The 25,943-nt window shown below is 69.4% G+C and carries 24 protein-coding genes, 1 tRNA gene and 1 pseudogene; 9 read left to right on the top strand and 17 right to left on the bottom strand.

The window, feature by feature from the left end; translation table 11 throughout:
• Window positions 1–43: 43 nt before the first annotated feature.
• The 3 genes from LY12_RS22755 to LY12_RS22745 form a co-directional block, all read right to left on the bottom strand.
• Window positions 44–844 carry a CAP domain-containing protein gene (locus LY12_RS22755; RefSeq protein ID WP_253859499.1) on the bottom strand — a complete coding sequence of 267 codons (801 nt, stop codon included), beginning with the start codon at window positions 842–844 and terminating at the stop codon, window positions 44–46.
• Between the two features lie 121 nt (window positions 845–965).
• On the bottom strand, window positions 966–1,547 hold the full coding sequence (gene dcd / locus LY12_RS22750) for a dCTP deaminase (protein ID WP_253859498.1): 582 nt from the start codon (window positions 1,545–1,547) through the stop codon (window positions 966–968).
• Between the two features lie 24 nt (window positions 1,548–1,571).
• A complete protein-coding gene (locus LY12_RS22745) occupies window positions 1,572–2,801 on the bottom strand; it encodes an oxygenase MpaB family protein (RefSeq protein ID WP_253859497.1) in 1,230 nt (409 codons plus the stop codon).
• A 147-nt stretch (window positions 2,802–2,948) separates the two neighbouring features.
• On the opposite strand from LY12_RS22745, the gene LY12_RS22740 reads away from it, so the two are divergent.
• Window positions 2,949–3,022, top strand: a tRNA-Gly gene (locus tag LY12_RS22740).
• A gap of 113 nt (window positions 3,023–3,135) precedes the next feature.
• Here the strand turns inward: LY12_RS22740 and LY12_RS22735 are convergent.
• The 3 genes from LY12_RS22735 to LY12_RS22725 form a co-directional block, all read right to left on the bottom strand.
• Window positions 3,136–4,062: an SDR family oxidoreductase gene (locus LY12_RS22735; RefSeq protein ID WP_253859496.1), complete on the bottom strand. Its 927-nt coding sequence runs from the start codon at window positions 4,060–4,062 to the stop codon at window positions 3,136–3,138.
• A 247-nt stretch (window positions 4,063–4,309) separates the two neighbouring features.
• Window positions 4,310–5,230 (bottom strand): NAD-dependent epimerase/dehydratase family protein, encoded by a 921-nt coding sequence (locus LY12_RS22730; protein WP_253859495.1) that lies wholly within the window; start codon window positions 5,228–5,230, stop codon window positions 4,310–4,312.
• A 699-nt stretch (window positions 5,231–5,929) separates the two neighbouring features.
• Complete coding sequence (locus LY12_RS22725; RefSeq protein WP_253859494.1) at window positions 5,930–6,307, bottom strand: VOC family protein; 378 nt, start codon at window positions 6,305–6,307, stop codon at window positions 5,930–5,932.
• 90 nt (window positions 6,308–6,397) lie between these two features.
• Between LY12_RS22725 and LY12_RS22720 the strand changes: the two genes are divergently transcribed.
• The gene (locus LY12_RS22720; RefSeq protein WP_253859493.1) at window positions 6,398–7,279 is read left to right on the top strand and encodes an LLM class F420-dependent oxidoreductase; all 882 of its coding nucleotides are present in this window, start codon (window positions 6,398–6,400) and stop codon (window positions 7,277–7,279) included.
• A gap of 43 nt (window positions 7,280–7,322) precedes the next feature.
• On the opposite strand, the gene LY12_RS22715 is transcribed toward LY12_RS22720, so the two are convergent.
• The 3 genes and pseudogenes from LY12_RS22715 to trpS all read right to left on the bottom strand — a co-directional run bounded on the left by LY12_RS22715 (window position 7,323) and on the right by trpS (window position 9,740).
• Window positions 7,323–7,952, bottom strand: coding sequence for a cation efflux transmembrane domain-containing protein (locus tag LY12_RS22715; protein ID WP_253859664.1), 630 nt, complete (start codon window positions 7,950–7,952; stop codon window positions 7,323–7,325).
• 307 nt (window positions 7,953–8,259) lie between these two features.
• A pseudogene (cmtR, locus tag LY12_RS22710) lies at window positions 8,260–8,577 on the bottom strand (Cd(II)/Pb(II)-sensing metalloregulatory transcriptional regulator CmtR); the annotation flags it as partial.
• Window positions 8,578–8,696: 119 nt separating this feature from the next.
• Window positions 8,697–9,740, bottom strand: coding sequence for a tryptophan--tRNA ligase (gene trpS, locus LY12_RS22705; protein WP_253859491.1), 1,044 nt, complete (start codon window positions 9,738–9,740; stop codon window positions 8,697–8,699).
• Between the two features lie 234 nt (window positions 9,741–9,974).
• On the opposite strand from trpS, the gene LY12_RS22700 reads away from it, so the two are divergent.
• Complete coding sequence (locus LY12_RS22700) at window positions 9,975–10,343, top strand: hypothetical protein (protein ID WP_253859490.1); 369 nt, start codon at window positions 9,975–9,977, stop codon at window positions 10,341–10,343.
• A 4-nt stretch (window positions 10,344–10,347) separates the two neighbouring features.
• Here the strand turns inward: LY12_RS22700 and LY12_RS22695 are convergent, their stop codons facing one another.
• Window positions 10,348–10,956: a hypothetical protein gene (locus LY12_RS22695; RefSeq protein WP_253859489.1), complete on the bottom strand. Its 609-nt coding sequence runs from the start codon at window positions 10,954–10,956 to the stop codon at window positions 10,348–10,350.
• A 192-nt stretch (window positions 10,957–11,148) separates the two neighbouring features.
• Here LY12_RS22695 and LY12_RS22690 point away from each other — a divergent pair, with 192 nt between their 5' ends.
• From LY12_RS22690 to LY12_RS22680, 3 genes are all read left to right on the top strand, one after another.
• Window positions 11,149–11,796 (top strand): MBL fold metallo-hydrolase, encoded by a 648-nt coding sequence (locus LY12_RS22690; RefSeq protein WP_253859488.1) that lies wholly within the window; start codon window positions 11,149–11,151, stop codon window positions 11,794–11,796.
• 223 nt (window positions 11,797–12,019) lie between these two features.
• Window positions 12,020–12,166, top strand: coding sequence for a hypothetical protein (locus LY12_RS22685; RefSeq protein ID WP_253859487.1), 147 nt, complete (start codon window positions 12,020–12,022; stop codon window positions 12,164–12,166).
• 399 nt (window positions 12,167–12,565) lie between these two features.
• A complete protein-coding gene (locus LY12_RS22680; RefSeq protein ID WP_253859486.1) occupies window positions 12,566–13,126 on the top strand; it encodes a dihydrofolate reductase family protein in 561 nt (186 codons plus the stop codon).
• Window positions 13,127–13,144: 18 nt separating this feature from the next.
• Here the strand turns inward: LY12_RS22680 and LY12_RS22675 are convergent, their stop codons facing one another.
• Window positions 13,145–13,477 (bottom strand): MmcQ/YjbR family DNA-binding protein, encoded by a 333-nt coding sequence (locus LY12_RS22675; protein WP_253859485.1) that lies wholly within the window; start codon window positions 13,475–13,477, stop codon window positions 13,145–13,147.
• Between the two features lie 65 nt (window positions 13,478–13,542).
• Entirely contained in the window at window positions 13,543–13,734 is a 192-nt protein-coding gene (locus LY12_RS22670) for a hypothetical protein (RefSeq protein ID WP_253859484.1), read from the bottom strand.
• Window positions 13,735–14,065: 331 nt separating this feature from the next.
• Between LY12_RS22670 and LY12_RS22665 the strand changes: the two genes are divergently transcribed.
• From LY12_RS22665 to LY12_RS22655, 3 genes are all read left to right on the top strand, one after another.
• The gene (locus tag LY12_RS22665) at window positions 14,066–14,956 is read left to right on the top strand and encodes a response regulator transcription factor (protein WP_253859483.1); all 891 of its coding nucleotides are present in this window, start codon (window positions 14,066–14,068) and stop codon (window positions 14,954–14,956) included.
• 254 nt (window positions 14,957–15,210) lie between these two features.
• The gene (locus LY12_RS22660; RefSeq protein WP_253859482.1) at window positions 15,211–17,046 is read left to right on the top strand and encodes an acyl-CoA dehydrogenase; all 1,836 of its coding nucleotides are present in this window, start codon (window positions 15,211–15,213) and stop codon (window positions 17,044–17,046) included.
• A 237-nt stretch (window positions 17,047–17,283) separates the two neighbouring features.
• Window positions 17,284–17,565: a GlsB/YeaQ/YmgE family stress response membrane protein gene (locus LY12_RS22655; protein ID WP_253859481.1), complete on the top strand. Its 282-nt coding sequence runs from the start codon at window positions 17,284–17,286 to the stop codon at window positions 17,563–17,565.
• 98 nt (window positions 17,566–17,663) lie between these two features.
• Here LY12_RS22655 and LY12_RS22650 read toward each other — a convergent pair whose 3' ends face one another.
• The 5 genes from LY12_RS22650 to LY12_RS22630 all read right to left on the bottom strand — a co-directional run bounded on the left by LY12_RS22650 (window position 17,664) and on the right by LY12_RS22630 (window position 25,864).
• The gene (locus tag LY12_RS22650) at window positions 17,664–19,820 is read right to left on the bottom strand and encodes a VanW family protein (RefSeq protein ID WP_253859480.1); all 2,157 of its coding nucleotides are present in this window, start codon (window positions 19,818–19,820) and stop codon (window positions 17,664–17,666) included.
• Window positions 19,821–19,843: 23 nt separating this feature from the next.
• Window positions 19,844–20,137: a GroES family chaperonin gene (locus LY12_RS22645; RefSeq protein WP_253859663.1), complete on the bottom strand. Its 294-nt coding sequence runs from the start codon at window positions 20,135–20,137 to the stop codon at window positions 19,844–19,846.
• 60 nt (window positions 20,138–20,197) lie between these two features.
• Window positions 20,198–22,099, bottom strand: a complete 1,902-nt coding sequence (locus LY12_RS22640) for an NHL domain-containing thioredoxin family protein (RefSeq protein WP_253859479.1) — start codon at window positions 22,097–22,099, stop codon at window positions 20,198–20,200.
• Window positions 22,100–22,394: 295 nt separating this feature from the next.
• The gene (locus tag LY12_RS22635; protein ID WP_253859478.1) at window positions 22,395–22,877 is read right to left on the bottom strand and encodes an SRPBCC family protein; all 483 of its coding nucleotides are present in this window, start codon (window positions 22,875–22,877) and stop codon (window positions 22,395–22,397) included.
• An 86-nt stretch (window positions 22,878–22,963) separates the two neighbouring features.
• Window positions 22,964–25,864 (bottom strand): oxidoreductase, encoded by a 2,901-nt coding sequence (locus LY12_RS22630; RefSeq protein WP_253859477.1) that lies wholly within the window; start codon window positions 25,862–25,864, stop codon window positions 22,964–22,966.
• Between the last annotated feature and the right edge of the window lie 79 nt (window positions 25,865–25,943).

Below are 25,943 nucleotides of genomic sequence, written 5' to 3'. Positions count from 1 at the left end.
AGGTGCCCTTGGGGGCTCTGCCCGCCCCGCGGGCCGGCAACGGTCAGTAGCCGAGATCGAGGGTCCAGTACCAGCCGTCCTCGTTGAGGCCAACGCCGAGCGAGGTCACGTCACAGTCGGTGATGTTGTCCCGGTGGGCGTCCTGCGCCATCCAGTTGTCGACGACGGCACGCGCAGATGTCACGCCCATAGCGAGGTTCTCGGCCGCGGGGTCGTCGTAGCCGTGCGCTTCGACGCGGTCCTCGAACGACGTTCCGTCGGATGATTCGTGCGACAACCGGCCCTGCTCGGACATGTCGTCGCTGTGCGCCTGCGCGGACTCGTCGAGCGACGGGGCGAGCCGAGCGGGGGAGCAGCCCGCGACCTCGCGCTCCTCGTTGACGTACCGCGCGAGCTCTTCGACCAGCAGCTCGCTGCGGTCCTCCCCGGTCGTCGTGGGTGAGGTCGGTGACGTCGTGGTGCCCGACGTCGAGCTCGGCGGGCTCGTGGTCGGAGTGGTCGAGACGTCGGGTGCGCCGCCGGTGTCCGGCGGGGCGGACGTGGTGGGCGGCGCGGGTTCGGTGGTCGGAGTGGTGGGAGTTGTGCCGGGCAGTGAGACCGATGACGTCGCAGGCGCGGGGGCCACGGACGCCTCGGCGCCGGGCCCGCCTCGCTGGCCTTCAGGATCGGCGGGCGGCTGTTCGGGCGACTGCCGTTCCAGACCACTGCCGGGGCCTGCGCTCTGCACGGTGCCCGCGGATTCGGTGTCGGGCCACAGCAGGTGGCCGCCCACTGCGCCCGCGACGCCGACGAGCACGCTGAGCGTCACCAGCGCGGCGCGGGATCGGGGGGTCGGGGTAGCCACGACCGGGCAAGCTACCACCAACGGGTGACTTATCGAACCGTTCTGTGAGACTGATCAGCCCATTTGCCCGAGCTGCCGTCCCGGTCGGCCGTGGACAACCGTTCGGACGTGGTCTCGACCTTCAGCGGGCGGTGTCGACGCGGTCGAAGTTGCGGTACGCGCGGCTGGGTGTGGGGCCGCGCTGGCCCTGGTACTTGGAGCCGGCTTCGCTGGAGCCGTAGGGGTGTTCACTGGAGCTGGTGAGCCGGAACAGGCACAGCTGGCCGATCTTCATGCCCGGCCACAGCGTGATCGGCAGGTTGGCGACGTTCGACAGTTCGAGGGTGATGTGCCCGTCGAAGCCGGGGTCGATGAATCCGGCTGTCGAGTGCGTCAACAGGCCGAGCCTGCCGAGTGACGATTTGCCTTCGAGGCGGCCCGCGAGGTCGTCGGGCAGGCTGAACACCTCGAACGTCGAGCCGAGGACGAACTCGCCGGGGTGCAGCACGAACGCCTCGCCGTCGGTCTTCTCGACGAGCGAGGTGAGCTCGTCCTGCTGCAACGACGGGTCGATGTGCGTGTACTTCGTGTTGTCGAAGACACGGAAGAACCGGTCGAGGCGCACGTCGATGCTCGACGGCTGGAGCATCTGCGGCCCGTACGGGTCGACGGCGAGCCGGCCTGCGTCGAGCTCCTTGCGGAGGTCGCGGTCACTGAGCAACACGGGCCCACCCTATCGCCGAGGGGGTCAGGCCGCGGTGCGCATGTGCCGTGCGTAGGTGCGGTCGATGCGGAACAGCGATCCGAGCCTGCGCTGGTACTGCTTACGCCCGAGCTCGCCGATGCGTTCCGCCGCCGCGGTGGCGCCCGGCACGAGACGTCGCGCACTTTCGGCCGCGAAGTTGACGGCGGCACCGGCGAGTACCGCACCCTGCGCGACCGGGTCGTTCGGCAGGCCGAGGAAGTCGGCGTTGTCCTTGCCCAGCACGAGCCTGCTGACCGAGCCGTGGAGCCGCACCGACGTGTACGCGAGCACCTTGCCGGCAGCGCCGCGACCCTGCCCGACGCCTTCGTGCGTGGCGAGCAGCGCGGCGGCGAGGCGTTTCGAGTCGTCGTCGGGGATGAACTCGCTGGTGGCGAGCAGCCAGAGCAGCCGCCAGGAGTCGTCCTCGGTGGCGGGGAGCAGTCCGTCGGCGATGCCCATGAGCCGGCCGATGTAGCGCCACAGGTGGTGGATGTCGGCGCGTTCGTCGTCGGTGTAGCGGACGCCGAGCAGTTGCATGCCCAGCACGTAGACCAGCGAGAACAGCAGGAGCGTGCCGACGGTCTGCAGCTGGTTGATGGGCCGGTCCCAGGCGTCGTAGTCCCAGTCGGGTCGGCGGTTCATGGCGGCGCGGACGTGCGCGTGGACGAGGCGGACACGCAGCGCGGCGGCGTAGCCGGGTTCGTGGGTGCGCAGTGCGCCGGGCGTGGTGACATCGAGCCACCAGTGGGTGGTCTCGACGAGTCGTTTCGCGGCCAAGTCTTCGACGAGGGCACCGGTGCCGATGAGCGGTTTCGTCGCCCTGGACGACAGGTAGCCACCCATGAGGGCCATGTCGCCGAGAGGGAAGAGGCCGAGCAGGCCGGTGCGGACGATGGCACGGGCGCCCGCGTCGAGCCGGGCGTGGTCGACCCAGTACGGCGTGGCTTCCGCGTGCCGGAAGAACGCGTCGAGCTCGGCTGGCGGGTTCGGGACGGCGTCGATGCCATCGGTGAGCGCGCGTTCGAAGAGGGCGCGCCCCTCGCCGGGCGGCAGGCGTTCGAACAGGGCGACGACGTCGTCGGCAAGTGGGTCGCCGAGCTGGGCGTACTCGCGGAGCGAGTCGAGCTGACGGCGGGTGCCGCGCACGTCACCGGGTGCGTACAGCAGTGTGGCCAGGCGAAACCCGCCGGTGCGCAGGAAGTCGGGCTCGGGTAGCCGCTCGTCACCGCTCATCGCATGCTCCTTCGCACGACCCGTCCAGGTGATGACAACAAGTGTTGTCACTCTGCGGGCGAGCGTCAAGCGACAGGAGGCGAAGCGGGGTTCACCGGGGGGTGGGGTGACGATCCGCGCGGACCTTGTAAGATCGGTCGACAGCAGGCGGATGTAGTTCAATGGTAGAACATCAGCTTCCCAAGCTGAGAACGCGGGTTCGATTCCCGTCATCCGCTCCAACCACGAAGGCCGAGGTCAGAAGCCATCCACTTCAGACCTGGGCCTTCGTCGTGCCGGAGGCGGGGCGCCCTGTCTCACCGCCACCGGGCAAGTACGGTCGTCGGAAGTGCCGTCACGACCCTTCTGGCGAAGTCACTCGGTCGGCGAGCTGGGCCGCCCATTGCTGGAACGTCCGCGGCGCTCGCCCCAGGAGCACCCGGGCAGTCTCCTCCTGCTCCCGTAACCCCAGATTGTCGGGCTGCGCGGCGAAGGCGGGCAGCGCGTACAGCATCACGCCGATCGTGTCCTCGGGCCAGCCGTCCCGCCGCCATCGCTCCACTGCTTCGTCCGCCGTCAGTTCGACCAGCTTCGGTTCGGCACCGAGAGCAGCGCCAAGGGCAGCGATCCGCTCCAGGGCGCTCACCGTCGTCCCGCTGACATCGACCGTCCCGCCGCATCGGTCCCCCAGCAGCAGGGTCGCCGCGATCTCGGCAAGATCATTCTCGTGGATGAATGCGTACGGCGCGGTGGGCAAGTATTCGTGAACCTCTTGACCGCGTCGGATCCTGTCCACCACCGCGGAACCCGGAATGGGGTACCCACCGACATTCGCGCTAGCCATCACCGCCGTCGGCCGCAGCCACACGCGACCGACCCCGCGGTTCTCCAGGCATCGCTCGAACGCCGACCATTGCCACGTTTCGTCCGATATCCCGTCGTCGAAATCGGATCCGTGCGAGCCGAGCACCACCACCCGTCGGACCCGCTCGGTGACAAGTGTGGTGGTCAGCTCACGTAGGGGCGCCAGCGGTTCACCGGTGAGGCCACCGAGGAAGACCAGCTCGGCATCCGCAGCGGCTGCCGAGAATTCGACCGGGTCGGTGACCCGTCCCAGTAGCAGTTCGATGCCATCGGGCCAATCGCCGGCTTCGGATTCCGGAACGAGGACACGCACCCGCTGCCCATGTTCGCGCAGCCGCTCCGCCAATGTCCGGACCACCGGCACGGTCGGTACGGCTCCCGGCTCTCGGGACGGGGGCATCGCCGTCAGCAGAATCATCGAAGCTCCTCGTGAAGACCGTTCGTTCGACCCGACGCTAGCGACGGCCGAGCGCACCCCTCTAGTCGAAAGTCACAGCGGGGCCACTACGTCCTCACCGGCAAGGACGCCCCTGCAGATCGCCGAGTGGACGGCGGACGCGGGTTCGGACCTGCTGCACACCTGAACTCGGGAGCCGAAAACGCAGCCGGTGCCGTGATTGTTCGGTCAGGCAGCGCGAGCCGTCTCCACCCCGTTCCTGGCCACGCTATGGGGAGCGGCCGAATGCGGCTGCAGTCGCGTTCCAGCCTTCCCGGGCACTCGGATAACGGGGCGCCCAATCCGCGGAGGCCCGGAAACGGGCGTTGTTCACGCGCAGTGACCGCGTCAGAGGCGTGAGGCGGTCACCGAACAGAAGGCCCGCACGTCCCGGCATCCGCAGCAACGAAGTCGTGCGCGCAGCCTCGGCGAGGGCGTCAGCGTAGGCGCGCTTGGTCAGCGGCTCGTCATCGACGACGTTGAAGGTGCCGGTAGGAGCGCCCAGTGCCGCGACCACGGCCGAAGCCGCATCGGCCAGATGAATCGACGAAAGGTAGTTTTCCGGCGGGCCCAGGACCGGACCGAGGTGACGACGGGCCGCAGCGAACATCTGCTCACTGTGACGAGCGCCCGGCCCATAGAACAATCCGAACCGCAACACGACCGCCGTCCCTCCGGCCGCACCAAAACGATGCGCACTGGCCTCTGCGGCGTGGTTGCCCACCGCTGCCGGATAGTGGTCGACCGGGGCCTCCTCGTCGACCCAGCGACTCCCGTGGTCGCGGTAAAGCATGGCCACCGACTCCTGCACCAGCCGACCGACGCCTGCCGTCGTCGCGGCGTCGACCACCGCTGCCGATCCTTCGGTGCGCACGCGCTCTGTAGCACGCCATGCGCGCCGAAACGCGAAGCCGATCGTCGACGGCATCGCCGTGGCCAAATTGAGCACCGCATCGTGGCCGACGAACGCCGCGGCGAGCGCCGATGGGTCGAACAGCGACACGACTACCGGTCTCGCGCCCTGCACGGCCAACGCGTCCGCCTTGTCCGGTGTGCGTGCCAGCGCAGTCACCGTGTGACCGGCCGCCACCAGCGCCGGAACCGCATACCTGCCGAGTGCGCCGGTACCACCCGTCACGAACACCCGCATGGCCCCGACTGTAATCACTGCAGAACTCCTGGAAAAGACTGCGGCATCTGGCCCGTTTCCCTGGCGAACAACCGGACCGTCAACACCTATCGCCGCCGACCCCACTCAAGCAGCGGCACCTGAAGGGTCGACGCCAACGTTTCGTGATCGTCCTGCCGTCCTTGAAGCCGCCTCTCCTCGAGAACGCGACGCAATTTTCCATACAGGACACGGCTAAGCGGCGGCAGATCGCTCCAATGCGTCATGACGAACTCGTCATTCAAAGAGGAATGCCGAGCTAACGACTCGATGAACTCGGATCCCGACGAGGCCTCCTGTATCGAGGAGAGGGCGACTTCGTAAAGCCCCTGGAGTCCGAGAACTACTGCGCTGACCGGCCATCGGTACATGAGGGTGTACCGATCCTTGAGGTCGTGGCAGTCAAGGCAGGCAGCCACCGTGGCCGTTCCGCCTGCCACCGTGGGAACAGGAAAGTGATCGTGATCATGCCGACCGGCTATTCGGCGGTCACAGTAATGACAAGTTTCACAACGGCATTTAGAAGCCCGGGCAAGGCGACACGCCTCAGCTGTATCCATTGACAGCACCCTCTTCGGAGAACTCTATTCTCGCTTCTTAGCGCTTCAGAACTCGCTTCGGAGGGTCGCCACGGTCGCTGCCTGTCACACAGTCGCTTCCTGTCGCGAGGTCACCGTTCACTCACGCGGCCGTCCAGACGCCGAGTTCGTTGCCGGCCGGGTCGCGGAAATGGAACCGTCGGCCACCCGGGAAGTCGAACGGCTCCTGGGTGATCACGCCGCCGGCGTCCCGGACGACCCGCAGGCTCTCGTCCAGGTCCGTCGAATACAACAGCACCAGCGGCCCACCGGGGATGACCCGCTCCTCCTTCCGGAATCCGCCGATCTCGGCAGCTCCGCCGGATGCCGCGCGGATCCCGACGTATGCGGGCCCCGGACCGTAGTCCGTGAACTGCCAGCCGAAGGCGTCGCCGTAGAACGTCTTCACGGAGTCGAAGTCGGTGACGGGAAGCTCGACGTAGTCGAGCGCGTGATGGGTGTTCGTCGCGAAATCAGCCATGTGCCGATACTGCCCGCGACCCACGACGGTTGCAGCTGCCGCCCGCCTTCGACCGCGCGGAAGCCCGGTCGCGGACGTAGGGTCGGTCGCATGGAGCTCGGACTGCACTATTACACGTTCACCCACCCGGAGTGGGAGACGACGCTCGCCGATCGCCTGGCCGAGACCGCACGTGTCGCCGATCAGGGCGGCGTGAGCCTGCTGACGCTGATGGACCACTGGTTCCAGATGGAGCAGGTCGGCGGTCCGTTCGAACCGATGCTCGAGGGCTACACGGCGCTCGGCTACCTCGCCGGTGTCACCGACAACGTCCGGCTCGGGCTGTTGGTCACCGGCGTGACGTATCGGCACCCCGGCCTGCTCGCCAAGACCGTCACCACCCTCGACACGCTCTCGCACGGACGCGCGGTGCTGGGACTCGGCGCGGCCTGGTACGACCGGGAGCACGCGGGCCTCGGCGTTCCGTTCCCACCGCTCGCCGAGCGGTTCGAACGCCTCGAGGAGACGCTGCAGATCTGCCGCCAGATGTGGTCCGCCGACGACGGCGCCTACAACGGCAAGCACTACCGGCTCACCGAGACGATCTGCCTGCCCCGGCCCGCCGACGGCACGATCCCCGTCCTCATCGGCGGTGGCGGCGAACGCAAGACGCTGCGGCTCGTCGCGCAGTACGGCCAGGCCTGCAACCTGTTCGGCGCCCCGGGCGACCAGGGGGTCGCGGCCGTGCGGCACAAGCTGGACGTACTGCGCAAGCACTGCGAGGCACTCGGCACCGACTACGACGCCATCGAGAAGACGATCCTGTACCAGGGGGAGACGACCACCGACCCCGACGGCTTCCTCCGGCAGATGGAGGCCTATCGGCAGCTCGGCGTCTCGCTGGTCAGTGTGATGCCGCCCGCGTACCAGGATCCAGTGCCGTGGGCGACGAGCCTCGTCGGCGACATCCGGCCGAGGATCGCCGACATCTGACGTCCACTGTGGATGGAAGGAGCGAACCGGCGCGGCGGCCCACTCAGCAGCAGTGGTCGCCGCGCCAGGCGTCGCGGCCCTCCTTCACGGCGAGTGCGGCGATCACCAGGGCGGCGGCCGGATCGGCCCACGCCCAGCCGAGCAGCGAGTTCAGCAACAGCCCGGCCAGCACGACACCCGACAGGTAGGTGCACAGCAGCGTCTGTTTCGAATCGGCCACCGCACTCGCCGACCCCAGTTCGCGCCCGGCACGGCGTTGCGCATACGACAGGAACGGCATGACCACCAGCGACACCGCCGCCAGCGCGATACCGACCGTCGAGTGGTCCGCCTGCTCGCCACCGGCCAGCGTCGTGACGGACTCGAACGTCACGTAGGCCGCCAACGCGAAGAACGACACCGCGATGACCTTCAGCGCGAGCCGTTCGCGCCGCTCCGGATCGCGCCCGGCGAACTGCCACGCCACGGCCGCCGCCGACGCGACTTCGACCGTCGAATCCAGCCCGAACCCGATCAGCGCCGCAGATGACGCGACCGCACCCGCGGTGATCGCGACGACCGCCTCGATGACGTTGTAGGTGATCGTCGCCGCCACGAACAGCCGCACGCGGCGTGACAACACCGCGCGCCGGTGATCGCCGGGTCCCGCGCCCGACCCTGATTGCGGTGCCACCTCCGCCGAACAGCACCCGTCACCACAGCCCGGCACGTCGGCGTGCCCTGCCGTGCCCACCGGCGCGACGCCGGCCGGGCCGGTGTCGACGGAGGCTGCGTCAACGGTGCCGGACGTGGCTCCGGCCGACGGCGCGGCATCGGCGGACGTGGCAACCGGCGAACCGTTCGGGCCGCAGCAGTCGTCAGCCATCGGCGAGCTCCCCGTCCGCGACGACTGCGACACCGTCGCCGGCCGGACCGCGACCCGGGTCGTCCTCGTCGCCGCACGCCGCAACGGTTTCCGGTGCCGGTTCCGCAGTGGGCCGCGGGTCGTCGACGCACGACTGGCCCGTGTCGACAGCCAGCACCACCTGCACGAACTCGCCCAGCGCGCGGGCGAGGTGCGGATCGGCCAGCTCGTACCGGACCTGCCTGCCCTCGTAGGCGGCCACGACCAGCCCGCACCCGCGCAGGCACGCCAGATGGTTCGACACGTTCGAACGCGTCAGGTCGAGCTTCGTCGCCAGCTGCCCCGGGTAGTTCACGCCGTCCAGCAGCGCCACCAGGATCCGGCACCGGGTGGGGTCGGCCAACGCCCGACCCAGGCGCGACAACGCAGCTTCCCGCGTCTCACTCGTCAGCATGCACCGAACAGTACAGCGAGCGCTGACCATTCAGCAAGCGCTGAACCGTTGCGCGGGCCACCGATGCAGCGCCCGCACCACGTCCCGCACCACACCCGGCACGCGGCTCGCGCACCCGGTCAGTGCCTCGCCGAACGCTCGGCCTTGCGGCGCAACCGGTTGTAGGCGCCGGTCAACCCCATCGCCCGGCGCACCTCGAACACCACCTCCCGGACCACGACGCGCGTCCGTTCCGTGCCGGAGGTGATCAGCTCGTCGACGTATCCGGGCCGCGCAGCGTACTGCGCACGCCGCTCCCGCACCGGATCGAGGAACCGGTCGAGCGCCGCTGCCAGCGCCTGTTTGACCTCGACGTCGCCGACGCGCCCTTCGCGATACCGCTGCTCCAGGTCGGCCACCTGGCCACGGTCGTCGTTGAACGCGCGGTGGTACTGGAACACCGGGTTGCCCTCGACGGTGCCGGGTACGTCTGCTCGTACCCGCTGCGGATCGGTGTACATGCCGGCGACTTTGCGGGCGACGTCCTCGGCAGGATCGGAGAGGTAGATCGCGTTACCGAGAGACTTGCTCATCTTCGCCCGCCCGTCGGTGCCGATCAGGCTGGGCACGTCGCTGGCGACCGCGCTGGGCACCGGGAAGACCTCGCCGTACAGGCCGTTGAACCGCCGCGCGATCTCGCGCGTCACCTCGACGTGGGCGTGATTGTCCTGCCCCACCGGAACGGCACCCGCCTTGACACACAGGATGTCCGCGGCCTGCAGCACCGGATAGCCCAGCAGGGCGTAACCCATCTCGCCGCCGCGGCTCATCTCCTTCAGGCTCGGGATGCGCTGCAACCGGGAGACCGAGACGAGGCTCTGCAGCAACGTGTTCAGCTCGGCGACCTCGCCGATCGCGGACTGCAGATAGAACGTGACGCGTTCCGGGTCGACACCCACGGCGAGCGCGTCGAGCACCTGCTCCCGGACGTGCTGGGGAATCCGCGCCACGGCGTCGGGGGAGTTCTCCGTCGTGAGCAGATGCAGGTCGGCCAGGATCAGGAACGTCTCGTACTCCTGCTGCAGCCGGACCCGATTGGCGAGGCTGCCCACGTAGTGGCCGAGGTGGAGCCTGCCGGTCGGGCGATCACCGGTGAGCAGGCGAGGACGGGACGGGTGGGACATGTCGGTGCCTCCAGGGCCGATTCGGAGACCACCCGGGGACGCACCGTCGCGGAAACGCGAGTCCACGGCCGCCCTACGGGCGGCCGTGGTGAACATGCGCAAGGTCAGGGCCGCCGGTCGGCGGCCCACCACATGGCGATTCGCGTGCGCATGCGCCGATCGTATCCGAAGTGAGGACCGATTCCGGGGGTTGTCCCCATGGTCGCCGCGGGCCTCGTCGTGGATCGTCGGATCATGACTCGTCCACGGGAACTGCTGCGATTCGCATTCACGGCCTGGCGCCTGCCCGTCCGGAGTCGTGGCATCGGCCGCAAGTTCGTCCACTATGGACTTTCGGTCGTCGCCGCACTCGCCGCAGCGCTGATCGTGTACCTGGTCTGGGCAGGATGGCTGTATCCGCTACGACCGGACGTCATCGAACACCTCGCACATCCGCTGGCCGACGCGCTCGGCCCCGGAACGTGGGGAGGCCCGACGCTCGTCGGGGCGTGGGCGGTGCACGCCGTCGTCGCGGCCGCCATGCAGTTCGCGGCACTGGCGCTCATCGCGGCATGCCGGGCGGTTCTCGGACCCCGGCAGGCCTCGGTCAGGTCCGCGGAATGACTCGTCAGGTTCGGCGTTCGGTGTAGTCGAACGGGACACCGGCCGACGCACAGGCCTGCTCCAGCAGCCCGCGCACCCGTTGGAGCTCCGCCTCCTCCGCAGCCCCGAGCGTGACGCGGATGCGGTCCGTACCGACGAAGCCGCTCCGTTGCGCTTGCGTCGTCGTGCGTGCCTTCACCGCAGCACCCTCGGTGAGCTGGAGGGACAGGTGCATCGCGAACCGGCCCTGGTTGCCGGCGTTCTTCGTGACATCCATCCGCAGCGCCGACAGGTCCTGCCACGACAGCTGGAGCCCGCCACGCGTGATCAACCCCGAAGGCACGACGATCACGTTGATCAGGTCGTCGCCCGCAGCGCCCGCGACCTGCTTCGCCCGCGGGTACAGCACCAGCGCGAACGTCGCACATCCGGCGACGCCGAAGGCGAGCAACAGCCAGCGCACGGGCGGTTCCATGAAGAACGCGAGCACGCCCATGACCACCAGCTCACTCACTCCGAGGAGCAGGTACAGCTTCGCCGTGCGATCGCCGGTGGCCGGGTCGGCGACGCTGCGGTAGATCTCGCCGTGCCGATGGGCAGGCGGTACGGCCGGAACACGCACGGGTTCGGTCATGGAAATCCTCCGGAGATCGGGCGGCACCGCCGGATCCTACGACGGCCGCAGTGGCCACATGCCCGTTTCCGCACGTTCGGCATCCGGACGCACCCGCAGCGGACTCCCGCCCTCGTGGCGCTCGCCGGCATTGACTTCAAGTTAACTTGAGGTTCTAACGTCCCCCTCACCAGCGAGAAAGGGGAAACCGCCATGAAGAAGATCGCCGACGACCTGTGGGAAACCGAACCCGAATACCCGTTCCCCGGACTGAGCACCCACGCCTACCTCTGGCTCAATCCGGGCGGCAACGTCCTGTTCTACAACACGACCCACGACACCGAGTTCGACCGCATGGCCGAACTCGGCGGAGTCGCCGACCACTACCTGAGTCATCAGGACGAGATCGCGCCGTCACTCCACACGGTCAAGGAACGCTTCGGCGCGACTCTGCACATCCACACGACCGAAGCCGACCTGGCACGCGAGGTCACCGCGGTCGACGGCGCCTTCGAAGACAGGCACGTCACCGCAGCGGGCATCGAGGTGGTGCCGACTCCCGGGCACACTCCCGGCAGCACCTGCTTCCTGGTGCCCGTGTCCGGACGGAAGTACCTGTTCACCGGAGACACGATCTACGTCGACCCGAACGGCCACTGGCGTGCCGGCTACATCCCCGGCATGAGCGACCACGCCCGGCTCATGTCGAGCCTCACGGAACTGGCGGCCCTGCAACCCGATGTCGTGGTGTCCAGTGCGTTCACCGGCGACTCCGGGGTGACCGAACCGGGGGAGCGCGGATGGGCGGACTGCGTGCAGGAAGCACTGCACGCGCTCGAACCGCAAGCGGCCGGCAGCTGACACCCGGTGGCCGCTGCGCAACGTCCGAACCATCCGGCCGACGACCGATCGCACACCCGAGAATCGGGATATAGCAGGCGAAACGCACGAGAGGACCTGACCACAGCCACCATTCGGGTGACGCATGCCATTCGATATCACGGCGTGATAACGGACAGGGGAAGTGTGGCGATACGCCGGATGACCCCTTTACACATCCCCCGACGCGAGACGGAGATGGCCCATGTGGACATCTGCCTCGGCGGGTGCGCTCGGAATCGCAGGACTGGCCGCATGGTCGGTCACGGGCGTGCTCGCGTTCCTGGTGGCAGGACTGGCTTCCCTGCTGCTGCTTTCGCTCGTGGTGCTGTCACCGAGCCCCTCGCGGTAACACCGCGACAGGCACCACGTACACGTCGGCCGAGCACGCCAACCCCGGGCGCGCGCCGCGGACACCCCCGACCGTCACGAAGGAACCTCCCCGGTTCCGTCCCGAATCGTGGCGGGTTCGCGACGTCGCAGGCGATGCAGGCCGTCGGTGACCGGACACGAACGGCGCCGGACCGGTAGCCCCGAACCGGCCGGCGCCGTTCGTGCCCATCCCGTGCGGCAAACCTGGACGCAACCGTGCGGTCACTCGCGGCGAGTCACCTGGCCACCGTGGACGATCCCGCCCCGGTCGCAGCGGCCGTCGAAGAGCCGGCCCGCGCCCTCGACTGAAGGGCGGACCCGTCGGGCATCCTGGGCCGAGCCACGCACCGCCGTCGACGCCGATGTCCAGAGGGCCACCATGCGCACACTCGCCATCACGCAGAATATCACACTCGACGGTTGCGTCGAGCTGCTCGATCCCTGGCTCGACCCGAAGACCGAGTCCCACGGGGTTGCCGAGAACGCCGAGCTGGCCGCCGAGAACCGCCGCCAGCAGGAGCGGTGCGACGCCGTCGTGCTGGGCAGGCAGACGTTCGAGGACTTCCGCGACTTCCGGCCGAAGCAGACCGGCGACGTCTCCGGCTTCCTCGACCGGGTCGACAAATTCGTGGTCACCGGCACGCTGACCGACCCGGGTTGGCAGCACACCCACCTCATCGGCACCGGCGACCCGGTCACGGCGATCCGCGAACTCAAAGGTCAACCAGGTGCGGACATCGTCGTCACGGGCAGCATCACGCTGTGTCACACGCTCGTCCGGGCGGGCGTCGTCGACGAGTACCGCCTGTTCGGCTATCCGGTCGTGCAGGGGCGCGGGCGCAGGCTGTTCCCGGACGGCTACACCCTGCCCCGGATGGCGCTGCGTGACATGAAGTCGTTCCCCGGCGGGGTCACCTACACCTGCCACGCCCCGGCCTGAACCGCAGCCCGCAGGCCGTCAGCGCCGGCGTTTGGCCCGCTCCGGCGCCTTGCGGTGCCAGGACTCCTCGATCAGTTCGTGCAGTTGCGCCTCGTCGACGGCGGCGAGATCGACGAGGATCGCGCCGTAACCGTCGTAGTGCGGCGTGGTGTAGAACGCCTGTTCACCGGAGGCCAGCAACGCTTCCTTCTCGTCCATGCCGCACAACAGCACCAGCCCGCCATCGGTGTCGGTGCGCAGCCGCGCGAAGCTCCTGCCGTTGACCTTCAGGGCAGGCGTGCCGTACGAGGTCGACTCCTCGACCTCCGGCAACCCGGTCGCGAACGTCACCACGTCGGCCCACTTCGGCATCCCGGCACACCCCTCCACCGGTCGGCAGTTCTCACGGTAGGCACCCGCTCACCGGAGGCGGCCGCCTACGAAGAGCGTTCCCGTAGTTCGGCCTGGAATCTCGCGGGCGCGAGCGGGTCGACCTCGCCGAGCGCCGCGAGCTGCGCGTCCCGGGTGCGGGCGCGCTGACGGTCGGCGCGGCGGTCTTCCCACGTCACGATGACCGCGGCGACGGCGAGCAGCAGGGCGAAGAGCCCGAGCACCGATGCCAAGTACACGCCATCTCCTTTGATGCCGGTATGTGTGGCAGGTCACACAGCATAGGCAATCGGTCATCGTCGGCGCCACCCCGCCGCCTGAGATCACTACGGAACGTCTCGACAACCCGGTCCGACCAGCGATGTATCAACCGTTTGCGCGCCGCAACCAGCGCGTAGTCGACTAACCGGGCACACTCCGCCTAGGAACTGAACAAAACATCGGCTCATCGCGTCATGAGGTCGAGGCTCGCCAGTCACAGCTGCGAACGACAGCGAGCAGATCTCGCCGGGGGACCGTGGCAACACGGCGGCGAACACGTCCACGAGGACGTGCGGAGACGGAGTGGTTATGGCGCAAAGTATCGACAGAAGCCGCCCAGCAGGTGGGCTCGGACCATCGGGAACGCGGACACTCACGGTCGCGGCCCTCGACCCGGTCCCGGTCTTCCGTGAAGGCCTGAACGTCCTGGTCAGCAAAACGCCGGGGCTGCAGTGGGCGGGCCACGCAGCGAGTCATCACGCGTCGCTGCAGCTGTGTGAGCAGCTGCGGCCGAACATCGTGATCCTCGATTCGGGCTTCGATCCGCACTGCCACCTCGTGCGACTGCTCCGGGACGGCGATCCGACACTGGTCGTCGTCGTGCTGGTGCGGGATGCACACCGCACGCCGCAATTCCTGTCCGCCGCATCGGCCGCGGGCGCCCACGCGACCGTGCCCCGCACGGCCGAGCCCCGCCGCCTGGCCGAGGCGATCCGCAGGGCCCACATCGACCGCCGCTACACCGATCCGGCGCTCGCCGCGCTGACGGCGCGCCCCAAGCGCCAGCCGTCGGCCGACGGCACGAGCACGGGCGGCAAGCAGCAGATGCCGTTGTCGAGGCGCGAGTACCAGGTGCTGCAGCTGGTGGCCGAAGGTCTGGAGAACTCGGCGATCGCCAAGACGCTGTTCCTGTCCGTCGAAACCGTGCGCACGCACGTCAAGAGCATCCTGCGCAAGCTGTCGGCACGGGACCGCACGCATGCGGTGACGAAGGCGTTCCGCTCGGGGATTCTCATCCCGCGGCCCGAGGAGAGCACGGCGCCGTCGGCCGACGGCACTCCGGGGCCACCGCAACAGCAGCCCCCGAAGGCCCACACTCCGCCTCCGCACACCCCGCCCGAGAACACCACGCCCCAGAACACCCCCGCGGCGAACCCGTCGTCCGTACCGCCGACCGCACCGCCCACCGCACCGGCCTGACCGGCGTACGCCGCCCCGAGTCGCTCGCGGTGGCCCAAAGTCACGCTGTCGCGACCATCCGGAAGGACGGAAGAACGGAGACGAGACCCAGAAAACACCGCCACGACTTGCCGTCGATTACTTAGTAGTAATATCCTTAAGTTACCGGCGAGTAGGGCCGTGTTGTCCGGAGCCGTCCACACCACGGGCTGTGCATGGACGTACGAACAGCGCCCGGCCGCCACACCCGAACAACCTTCGTACGGAGCGACGACATGGGCCACTACAAGAGCAACGTGCGGGACCTGGAGTTCAACCTCTTCGAGGTCCTCGGCATCCAGGACCGGCTCGGCAAGGGCGTGCTGGCCGAGTCCGACGAGGACACCGCCCGCGGCGTGCTGTCCGAGCTCAACAATCTCGCGACGGGACCGCTGGCCGAGTCGTTCGAGGACGCCGACCGCAACCCGCCGGTGTACGACCCGAAGACCTTCTCGGCCACGCTGCCGGAGTCGTTCAAGAAGAGCTACCAGCAGCTGTGGGACGGCGAGTGGTGGCGTCTGGGCCTGACCAACAAGCTCGGCGGCTTCGGCCTGCCTCCGACGGTGCAGTGGGCCGCGTCCGAACTGATCCTCGGCGCGAACCCGGCGCTGTACATGTACATGGCCGGCCCGAACTTCGCGATGGTCGTCGACCAGAACGGCACCGAGGAGCAGCAGCGCTGGGCGCAGCTCATGATCGACCGTGCCTGGGGCGCGACGATGGTCCTGACCGAGCCCGACGCCGGTTCGGACGTCGGCGCGGGCCGCACCAAGGCCGTGCAGCAGGAGGACGGCTCCTGGCACATCGAGGGCGTCAAGCGCTTCATCACCTCGGCCGACCAGGACATGACCGAGAACATCATGCACCTGGTGCTGGCCCGCCCCGAGGGACACGGCCCCGGCACCAAGGGCCTGTCGCTGTTCCTCGTGCCGAAGTACCACTTCGACACGAACACCGGCGAGATCGGCGAGCGCAACGGTGCCTACGTCACGGGCGTCGAGCACAAGATGGGCCTGAAGGTCTCCACCACGTGCGAGCTCACGTTCGGCCAGCACGGCACGCCCGCCAAGGGCTGGCTGCTCGGCGAGGTGCACAACGGCATCGCGCAGATGTTCCAGGTCATCGAGTACGCGCGCATGATGGTCGGCACGAAGGCCATCGCGACGCTGTCGACCGGCTACCTCAACGCGCTCGAGTTCGCCAAGGAGCGCGTGCAGGGCCCGGACCTGACCAAGCAGACCGACAAGAACGCCCCGCGCGTGACGATCACGCACCACCCCGACGTGCGCCGCAGCCTGATGCTGCAGAAGGCCTACGCCGAGGGCATGCGCGCGGTGTACCTCTACACCGCGTCGTTCCAGGACCAGGTGTGGACGCAGGAGGGCGACGAGGAGTCGATCAAGCTCGCCGAGCGCGTCAACGACCTGCTGCTGCCGATCGTCAAGGGCGTCGGCTCCGAGCGCGCCACCGAACAGCTGGTCCAGTCGCTGCAGACGTTCGGTGGTTCGGGGTTCCTGCAGGACTACCCGATCGAGCAGTACATCCGTGACTCGAAGATCGACTCGCTGTACGAGGGCACCACGGCCATCCAGTCGATGGACTTCTTCTTCCGGAAGATCGTCCGCGACAAGGGCCAGGCGCTGACCTACATCGCGGGCGAGATCTCGAAGTTCGTGGAAGGCGGAGCGTCCGAGCCCGATTCGCGCCTGAAGAAGGAGCGGGAGCTGCTCAAGCAGGCTCTCGACGACGTCCAGGGCATGCTCGGCTCGATGATCGGCAACCTGACCTCGGCGCAGGAGGACGTGAACAACGTCTACAAGGTCGGCCAGCACAGCGTGCGCTTCCTGCTGTCGGCCGGCGACCTGATCGTCGGCTGGAAGCTGCTGCAGCAGGCCGAGATCGCGCTGGACAAGCTCGACGAGGCGAGCGCCAAGGACAAGTCGTTCTACGAGGGCAAGGTCGCCGTGGCGTCGTTCTTCGCCAAGCAGGTGCTGCCGGAGCTCACGGCCCGCCGCGCCATCGCCGAGGCCGCCGACAACGACCTGATGGAGGTCGACGAAGCGGCGTTCTGATCCGCGCAGGCAGGCGTCTCACCACCGAGAAGGGCACTCCGGCCGTCGCCCCTTGGCGACCGGGGTGCCCTTTTCGTGTTCGGTTCGGCCGAAGTTCGGGTTGAGGGTGCGATCATTGGGTACGCGCAGACTGTCGTCGGCCGACGGCAAGCCGGCGCAGCCACGCAGACATTCAGCTACGCAGGCACCCAGCCATGCAGGCACCCAGCGCAAGCACGCAGACACAGGAGGCTCGGCATGGAGATTTCGGGCATCATCTCGGCGATCGTCGTCGGGCTCGTCATCGGCGCGCTCGGCAGGCTCGTCGCACCCGGCAAGCAGAAGATCGCCATCTGGCTGACCCTGCTGGTCGGTATCGTCGCCGCGTTCGTCGGGACGGCGATCGCCCGCGGCCTCGGCTACGCCGACACGGACGGCTGGGACTGGCTCGAGCTCATCACGCAGGTCGTCGTCGCCGCCGTCGGTGTCTCCCTCGCCGCCGGCATCGCAGGCAAGGACCGCAAGAGGGTCGAACGCTGACGCGTCCCCGGGCTCGGGCTCGGTGGCAGGGGGCCGGAAACCCGTGGCCGGACCGACCTGCGCGGCCAAGTGCTTGACGAACGCGTGACAGCGCCGGGTCAGCCGCGGCTGCGGTCGACCTGCCGGGAACGCTCGTCACCGGGCAGGAACGGCCAGCCCGGCCGCCGCGGGTCGCCGCCCCCGTCATCACCGCCGTCGTCACCGCCGCCGTCGCCCGATTCGCACACCACGCGCGGCACCGGCCGGTAGGTCACGGTCGTCGACTGCCGGTCCACGACGCGGTCGCCGCGCAGCGCCTTCACCACGCGCGTGTCGGTGACGGTGAAGCCCTCCGCGCCCGACGTCTCCTCACAGCCCGGTCCGCGTTCCCGCTGCACCGGCGGCGACTTCACGTCGGTGCGGTCACTCGTCGATCCGCTGACGCGGTACTGCTCCGTGCCCCACAGCCGTACCGTCACGCTGTCGCCGGACGTCCACGCCTGCACCGCCACCCCGCTGTCGAGGTTGTTGGTCAGCGACATGTCGACCGACGAGCCGTCCGGCAGGTGCGACACGGCGTCGCGGCCGGCGGGGTAACGGTCGACGAACGTCGGGTGCGCCGTGTGCCCCGCGTCCTTCAACCCGGCTTCGTACGCCGCGTTGTACAGCGTGCTCGTCAGCTGCGACACGCCGCCGCCGATGGCACGAGGGCCGGTGCCGTCCTCGTAGAGCGGCGCCTCGACGTAACCCTTCGACGACGTCCGCGGGCCGGTCACCGCCTCCAGGCTGAACGCGTCACCGGGCCGCACCACGGAACCGGTCACCGCGGCGGCCATCGTCGACACGTTCCGCGCGGCCGCACCGCTCAACCCGCCGGTCGTGAACTCGCCGACGACCTCCTTCATGCCCAGCTTCCGCAGCTCCTCGGTGCTCACGTCGGGTGCCTGCACGTGGTAGACGACGTCGAGCGTGCGCCCCTCCTGCTTGCCTGCCACCGTGAAGAACGGTGCGAACGTCTCCTGCCAGTCGATCCGCCTGCCTTCCTTCGACGGTTCGACCGACGGCCGCGAGCCCGCGAACACCAACTCGGCGTTCGATGCGCGCCGTTCGGTCTCGTCGAGCCGCGGGACCAGCACGTCCTGCAGCTTCGCCCGGTCGAGCGTCAGCTGCAGCGTGCCCCCGTCGGAGGGTTCGTGCTTCATCGCGTCGCTGATGTGCTTCGGGGTGAGCGTGGCCGCCGCCTCGTCGGCGCGCACCGTCACGGGGGCCGACACGAGCGGTTTGGTCTGTTCGAGCGCCCTGCGCACTGCCTGCTCGTTCGTCTTCGCGGGCGTGACGTCGACGGCGAGTTCCACTCCCTTGTCGGCCAGCCAGTTGGCCTTGATCTGCTTCATCGCGCCGTCGACGTCGGTGAGGCGCTGCCCCTGCCGCGGCATGATCGGGAACGGTTCGACGCCGCCGTCGGCCACGGTGCGGAACCCGACGTCACCCTCGCGCACCTCGTGGTCGATCTCGCCTGCGGCCAGGCCGGTGACCGCCTCGCGCAGCACGTCGTCGTCGGCCGACGACACGACGCCGATCTCGCGCGTGGTGAACAGCGACGTCACCCGTGACAGCGGGTCGATCGGCTGGTTGCCCGCACGTTCGACCGTGCCCGCCCAGTCGAGGCCGAGGCCCGCATCGGCAGGGTTCAGCCGGGTCGTCACGTCGCCGGCGCGCACCGGCAGCGGGTCCGTCAGCTGCGGGCCGAGCTCGGTGCGCAGCTTCTCCTCCGCGTCCGCCGGGCTCAGCCCGCCGACCTCGACACCAGCCACGGTCACGCCGCGCGGCACATCGCCGAAGCTGGTGATCAGGTCCACCAGGTACACGAACAACAGCGCGACGACCGTGCCACCGAAGATCATGAAGGCCTTGCCGATGCCACGCCGGATCCTCGTGCGAGCAGGCCGCTTGCGGGGCTCGGCTGGTCCGAGCAGGTCGTCCGCGAGGCCGATCTCACCGCTGCCAGCGGCGGCCTCGTCGCGGTACCGCACGCTCGGATACGCCGAGAACGCCGCGGCGGGCAGGTCCGTACCGGTGGCCTCCGGGTCGGTGTTGTCGGACGGCCACGCGGGGTCGTGCGAGAGCAGCCAGTTGTCCGGCAGGTTCAGCGAGCCGTCGTCCTGGTAGACCTCGTACCCGCCGTGACCGGCCTGCCCGTGCTCACGCGGGGAGCGGGCAGGGTCGCCCTCGGGGTGGGCCGGGTGTTCCCACGGCCGGTCCAACTCGTCGCGCACCAGCCCTCCCCGCGTGCTCTGCGTTACAAGTACAAGCCTGTGCCCTGTTCGGTCCGCTCGCTCGCGAGCGCGTGGACGTCACGCTCGCGCATCACCAGGTAGGCGTCGCCCTGGATCTCCACCTCGAGCGGATCCTCGGGGTTGAACAGGACTCGGTCACCGACCTTGATGTTGCGTACGTTGTTGCCGACGCCGAGGACATCGCCCCAGCAGAGCCGGCTGGCCATCTGCGCGGTCGCCGGGATGACGATGCCGCTGCTGCTGCGCCGCTCACCGTCCTCCGACGGCTGCCGCACGAGCAGCCGGTCGTGCAGCATCTGGATTTCGAGCTTCGCGTCCGAATCCGCGTTGTTCCGGGGTTCCACCACGCGTTCATGTTAAGCCCCCGCCGGACCCGGGTTTCCGGACATCACCAGGCTCAGCCGGCCGTCACCGCCGCGCTCGACGCGGATCGGAACGCCCCAGTCCTGTCGGGTGACCCGGCAGACGGGATGCTCGGCGTCGACGTCACAGCTGGCCGCCTGGGCGACGACCTGCAGCACGCCCTCGGTCACGTCGTCGGAAAGGCGGATCAGCCGTGACAGGTCGGTGTCGGCGCCGTCGCCCTCGACGAGCAGTTCCGGCGGCGATGCGCTCACCTCGAGCCGGGTCGACGGGCCGTACCGGTCGTCGAGCTTCTGCCCCGGCGGCGGTGTGAACACCACGTTCAGCTGCACCGCACCCGAAGCCAGCACCGTCGCGGGCCTGCGCACCTCAAGCGCGTCGCCGGCGACCTGATCGGCGTCCGACAGATCCAGCGGCGTCAGCCGGTGCGCACCCGTTTCGACGACGAACACCGTGCCGTCGGCCACGACGACGCCGGCCGGTTCGGCCAGCCCCGACGCGATCGTGGCGACCTCACCCGTCGCCGGGTCGTAGCGGCGGACCGCACCGTTGTAGGTGTCGGCGACGCCGACGGTGCCGTCCGGCAGCACGGCCACCCCTTGCGGGTGCTGCAGCAACGCGTGCGCGGCCTTGCCGTCACGGTGGCCGAAATGGAACAGGTCCGTGCCGACGGCGGTGTAAACCGCGTAGCCGTCGTGGCCGTCACGTTCGATCCACCGCAACGCCGACGTCTCGGCGTCGACGAACCACATCCGGTTGCGGCCGACGGCCAGTCCCGACGGCTGCGCGAGGAACGCCTCGTCGGCGCGGCCGTCGCGCAGTCCCTCGGTGGTCGTACCCGCCAGCCTGCGCACCGTGGCCTCCGCCGGATCGAACAGGCCGAGGGTGTGGTTGCCCGCCATCGCGACGACGACCGCGCCAGGGCCCCCGTCGGCCTCGTCCCACCAGCACACGTCCCACGGGCTGGTCAGGTCGACGTCGAGCGCCTTACCCGTGTCGTCGCCGTCGCGCCACTGCTCGCCGGTTCCCGCCACGGTCGTCACGGCGCCGTTCGACAGGTCGACACCCCGCAGCGTGTGGCCCGCCGTGTCGGCGACGACCAGGTGGTAGCCGACCCGCTGGGCGACCGCCTCCGGCAACAGCGTCAGGCCGGACGGCTCCGCCATCGACGCCACGTCGAACGCCCCGTCGCGGCCACCGCGCTCGCCACTGCCGAAGCGGCGGACGACCGTCTCGGCGTCCGAGGCGAACTCGGCGACGCCGTGCCCCGCGGTGTCGGCCACGAGCAGCCGCCCACCCGCCGTCGCCACGGCCTTCGCGGGGAAACGCAGTTCGGTGTCGGCCTTCTCGTCGGCCACGTACGGGCTGTCGCCGCGGCGCAGTGTGCCCTTCGCGTCGTGCTCCCCGGCCAGCTCGCCGACGACGCGGCGCAACGCCTCCCCGTGGCCCTCACCCGCCGCGACGTGCGCGATGTAGCCCTCGGGGTCGACGACCACGAGGGTCGGCCACGCCTTGATCGCGTACTGCCGCCACGTCGTCATGTCGGGGTCGTTCAGCACCGGGTGGTGCACGCCGTAGCGCTCGACGGCCGCCGCGATCGCCGCGCGCTCACCCTCGTGCGTGAACTTCGGCGAGTGCACCCCGATGGTCACGAGCACGTCGGCGAACTCCTCCTCGATGGGGCGGAGCTCGTCGATTACGTGTTGGCAGTTGATACACCCCGACGTCCAGAAGTCGAGCAGGACGATCTTGCCCCGCAGTCCTGCGAGGCGAAGCCGCTCGCCACCCGTGTTCAGCCAGTCGGTGCCGGCGAGCTCGGGCGCGCGGACGTGCTGCCGCGCGGTGCTGCTCGCGGGCACTGGGTCGGTGTCACTCACATTTCCAGTGAACGTCATCGAAGCGGAAAGGTGCGCCCCCGAGTGCGGCATTACACCCGCGAGAGCGATCACCCGCGAGTGGGGGAATGCGGAGGGTGTTTCCGCACGTCAGCTGTCACGGCCGCACTGCGCCGATCGGGCGCCGACCGAACGGCGGTGCGGGCCCGCCCACCGTCACCGGGTGCAGTCACGCACCCGATCGGTGACCGGGTGGACCGCACGAGGCCCGCTACAGGCACCTCCGGACACGAACGCAGGCCTGCCGACGGCGAACTCCGCGCTCGACGGCCGTCGGAGGCGCGTCCGGCCAGGCTCAGCCTGCCGTCACGGACTCCGCGCGCCGCTTCACGCCCGCGAGCGTCTTGTCGATGTTGCGCTTGTTGATCCCGGCACGGTCCATCGTGCCGAGCGCCACGCCGGTGACCACCCTGGCCCAGCCGGGACGCCGGTCCCACGTGCTCTCGACGACCCGGCAGCCGTCGCCGTCCGGTTCGAGGTCGTACTGCCACCGGGCCACCTTCAGCGGGCCGGCGCCGACGTCGAACGCGAACTTCTCACCCTCGGCGGCGTCGGTCACCGTCGCCGTCGTGCTCCACCTGCGGAAACCGTTCCGGTTGCGGCCGCGGAACCGGGCACCCGGCCTCGCCCCGGTCGCCCCGTCGAGCCAACGGAAACCCTCGTACTCACCCGCGAGCTCGGCCAGCACGCCGGGATCGCTGACCAGCGCATACACCTGTTCCGGCGAGGCGTCGATGTGGATCGAACCGGACGCGTCCGGTTCCTTCGCTGTCGACATGGCCGTTCCTCTCGTCTGACGACGTGCAGGGGAGTGTCTACCGGTCGCCCCGCTCCCGCCGCCATAGCGCACCCGTGCGACGCGGCTCATTTCCCGTTGTTGCGCCGGAGAGCCCGGCTCATACCGGCGGCGGCGGTGGTCGCGAGCACCCAGCCCATGGCCGTGAACCCGGTCGCGACCCACATGTCGGCCCCGCTCAGATGCCATCTGCCCTTGTTGCCGAAGTCGACGATCGGCACCAGCAGGTCGACCGTGAACAGCACCGGGTTCCAGTTCAGGCCCGTGTCGTCGGCGTTGACCGCACACCGTCGGTCGTCCACCGCCAGCAGGTCGCCGTCCCGGGTGCAGTCGTCGACACCCAGGCCGAACCACACGCTGCCCGCGACCAGGAGCAACAGCAGCAGCGCGATCGCGCGCACCGGGCGGTAGCCGTAGCCCACCGTCCACCGCTGCAGCAGGCTCCACAGCCGCACCCCGAGCCCGACGACCGGCTTGCCGTGCGCGAGCGACTCGTACCGGTACTGCTGCTTCTTCGCCAGTACCCAGTCCGCCTGCTCCTCGTTGCCGGACGAGCGGAGCGTCGCCGCGAACTGGTCGTACGGCCCCGGCCGGTATCCGCCGATCGCGTCGTGCAACAGCCGGAGCCTGCGCCGCACCTCCACGGCGTCGTCGATCCCGATCGGCGTGCCGAGGCTGTCGTAGCGGAAGTCTTCGAGCTCCAGCCCGCCGGTCGCCAGCCACAGGCTGCTCTCGGCACCGGTGGCGCCCGTATCGGTGGCCTCGGCGTCGTCGGTGAGCGTGCCGCAGTGGGCCCGCAGCAGCACGACCTTCCCGAGCGGCGGACTGCCCGGGGCGAGCACGAACTCGTCGGCGTGGGTGTCGCCCGCATCGAGCGCGACCGTGGCGGGGTCGTCGGTGCCGTCGACCGCACCGCACAGCTGGGCACCGGTGATGTCGAGCTGCCGCTGGATCTGCGCCCCGTCCATGGTCACGCCGCCACGAGCCGTGAACGGGCGCTTCTCCTCGGCCGTGAGCAGCACGCTGCGCGCCACCCGTACCGACCGCAGATCCACCGCCCAGTCGCAGCTGCCGTCGTCCTTGCGTTCCGGTTGGCCGACCTCGGTGCCCTGCAGATCGATGCTGCCGCCGACCGACATGCCCATCAGCCGCAACGTCCCCTCGGCATGACACCGCCGGACCTTGAGGTTGCCGGACACGGTGGTGCGGCGCAGCGACAGCACGTCCCTGCCGGGGTGGCTGAACGTGCCGTCGGTGAGGTGAACGTTGCCGCGGATCGTGACATCCGCGATCCGCACCTGGCCTTTCGCGCGAATCCCCTTGGTGTCGAGATCGCCGCTGAGCCGGCTGCCGTCGAGGTGTACCGCGCGATCCCGGAACGGCGGTTTGCGGCTGGGCAGCACGCGGATGTGGGATTCGGCCAACCGCAGCGAACCGCCGAGTCTCGCGTTGACCATGCGGAGCGTGCCGTCGACGTCCAACCCGTCCGAGAGCTCGACGTTGCCTTCGACGTGCAGCCGGTCGGCGATCAGCGCCGGATACGGATCGACGTACCAGTCGCCCGTCTTCCATGTGTCGACCCCGACCCCGCCCTGCTTGACCTTCAGCTCCGCGCCGCGGAAGTTGAGGTCACCCGAGACGCGCATGCTCGGCAGGTACAACAGCCCCCGGGTGCGGAAACGCTGCTCACCCTGGTCACCACCGGTCCGGTCGACCTCGCACAACAGGCTGCCGCCGACGACCGCGCCGTTGCCGTTCAGCGCGAACCCGTCGGGATTGCGCAACAGCGCCCCCGAGAAGTTGACGTTGCCGCCGGTGCGCAGGCCCGGGATACGCACCTCGCCCTCGGCGTCCAGCCGGTACGCGAGCAGCGCACCGGTGACCAGGAGCCGGTCCGCGTGCAATGCCTTGCCCTGCGGGTGGACGATCCGCGTCGCCGTGAGCACCGCCGAACCCTCGATGACGGCATCGGTCAGGTTGACGGCCGCATCGGGCATGCCGCGGTCGACGCCTCCGGCCCGGCGCATCGTCGTCTCGCCGTCGGTGCCGCCCGCCTCGGCCTCGATGTAGGACTTGATCAGCCGCAGGTCGTTGCCGGTGCGCAGGTTGCGGGCCAGCAACCCGGGCAGCCGGCAGCGCTGGAACACCAGGCCGAGGAGCTTGGCCTCGCGCACGTCGGGTGAGTGCTCGAACCGGCAACGTTCGAACCGGAACAGGTACCTCAGGTCGGCACCGCGCAGGTCGAGGCGCCCGGTGATGTACGCATTGTCGACCTGCACGATCGGCGCGTTGGTCGACTGTTTCCGCCAGCGCAACAGGCCGCTGAAACCGCTGTCGAGGACCTGGCGGACCAGCTCGGAGGCGTCGACGACGTGGGCCGGCTCGGAGTCGGGGTCGAACGGGTCGTAGCCGTCCCCGGGGGCAGCGGCCTCGTCCGGAGTGCCGGACCTGCCCGTGCCGGACCTGCCGGTTCCGCTCAGTTTGCCCGCGTTGGCGGTTCTGCCGGGTTTTCGGGCGCGGGGAACGGCGAACGCTGGCTTCGGCGGGATCGGAAAGCCCGATCCCGGCGTACCTGAACCCGGCGTACCTGGGACGGCTGCACCTGGGGCAGCCCTTCCTGGAGCGGGCGTGCCCGGTCCAGGGGCACCTGGGTCGGAGGCGTCCAAGCTGGAGACGTCTGAGGTGGAGGCGTCCGGGTCGGCAGTGCCTGGGTCGCCACTGCCCGGGTCGGAGGTATCCGAGTCCGGAGTGCCGGTCGGGGCGGCTGCGGCGGCGTGACGTGCGGTGGAGCTGGGGACTTCGCCGGGGGACGGGATGTCGCGCGGATCGATGTCCGGAGCGGGGATCCACTGCGTGGTGACGACGTCGGCGTGACCGTCGGCGTCCTGACCCGAGCGCTCGGGGTCGTCAGCGCGCTCGGGGTCGTCGGGGCGGTCGTCGCCACCACTTCGTCGGCGGATGCTCGGCATTGCGCAACGCCCCTCTCTGGTCACCTGCCGGCCGGAGCCGGCCCCGACCACGGTGTGGGTGGTCTGGGCGCGGAGGCAA

Origin of the sequence: Prauserella alba, assembly GCF_024171735.1 — a bacterium.
Taxonomy (GTDB): domain Bacteria; phylum Actinomycetota; class Actinomycetes; order Mycobacteriales; family Pseudonocardiaceae; genus Prauserella; species Prauserella alba.
Note: the sequence above shows the minus strand (reverse complement) of the source record. Positions and strands in the feature narration are given on the sequence as shown.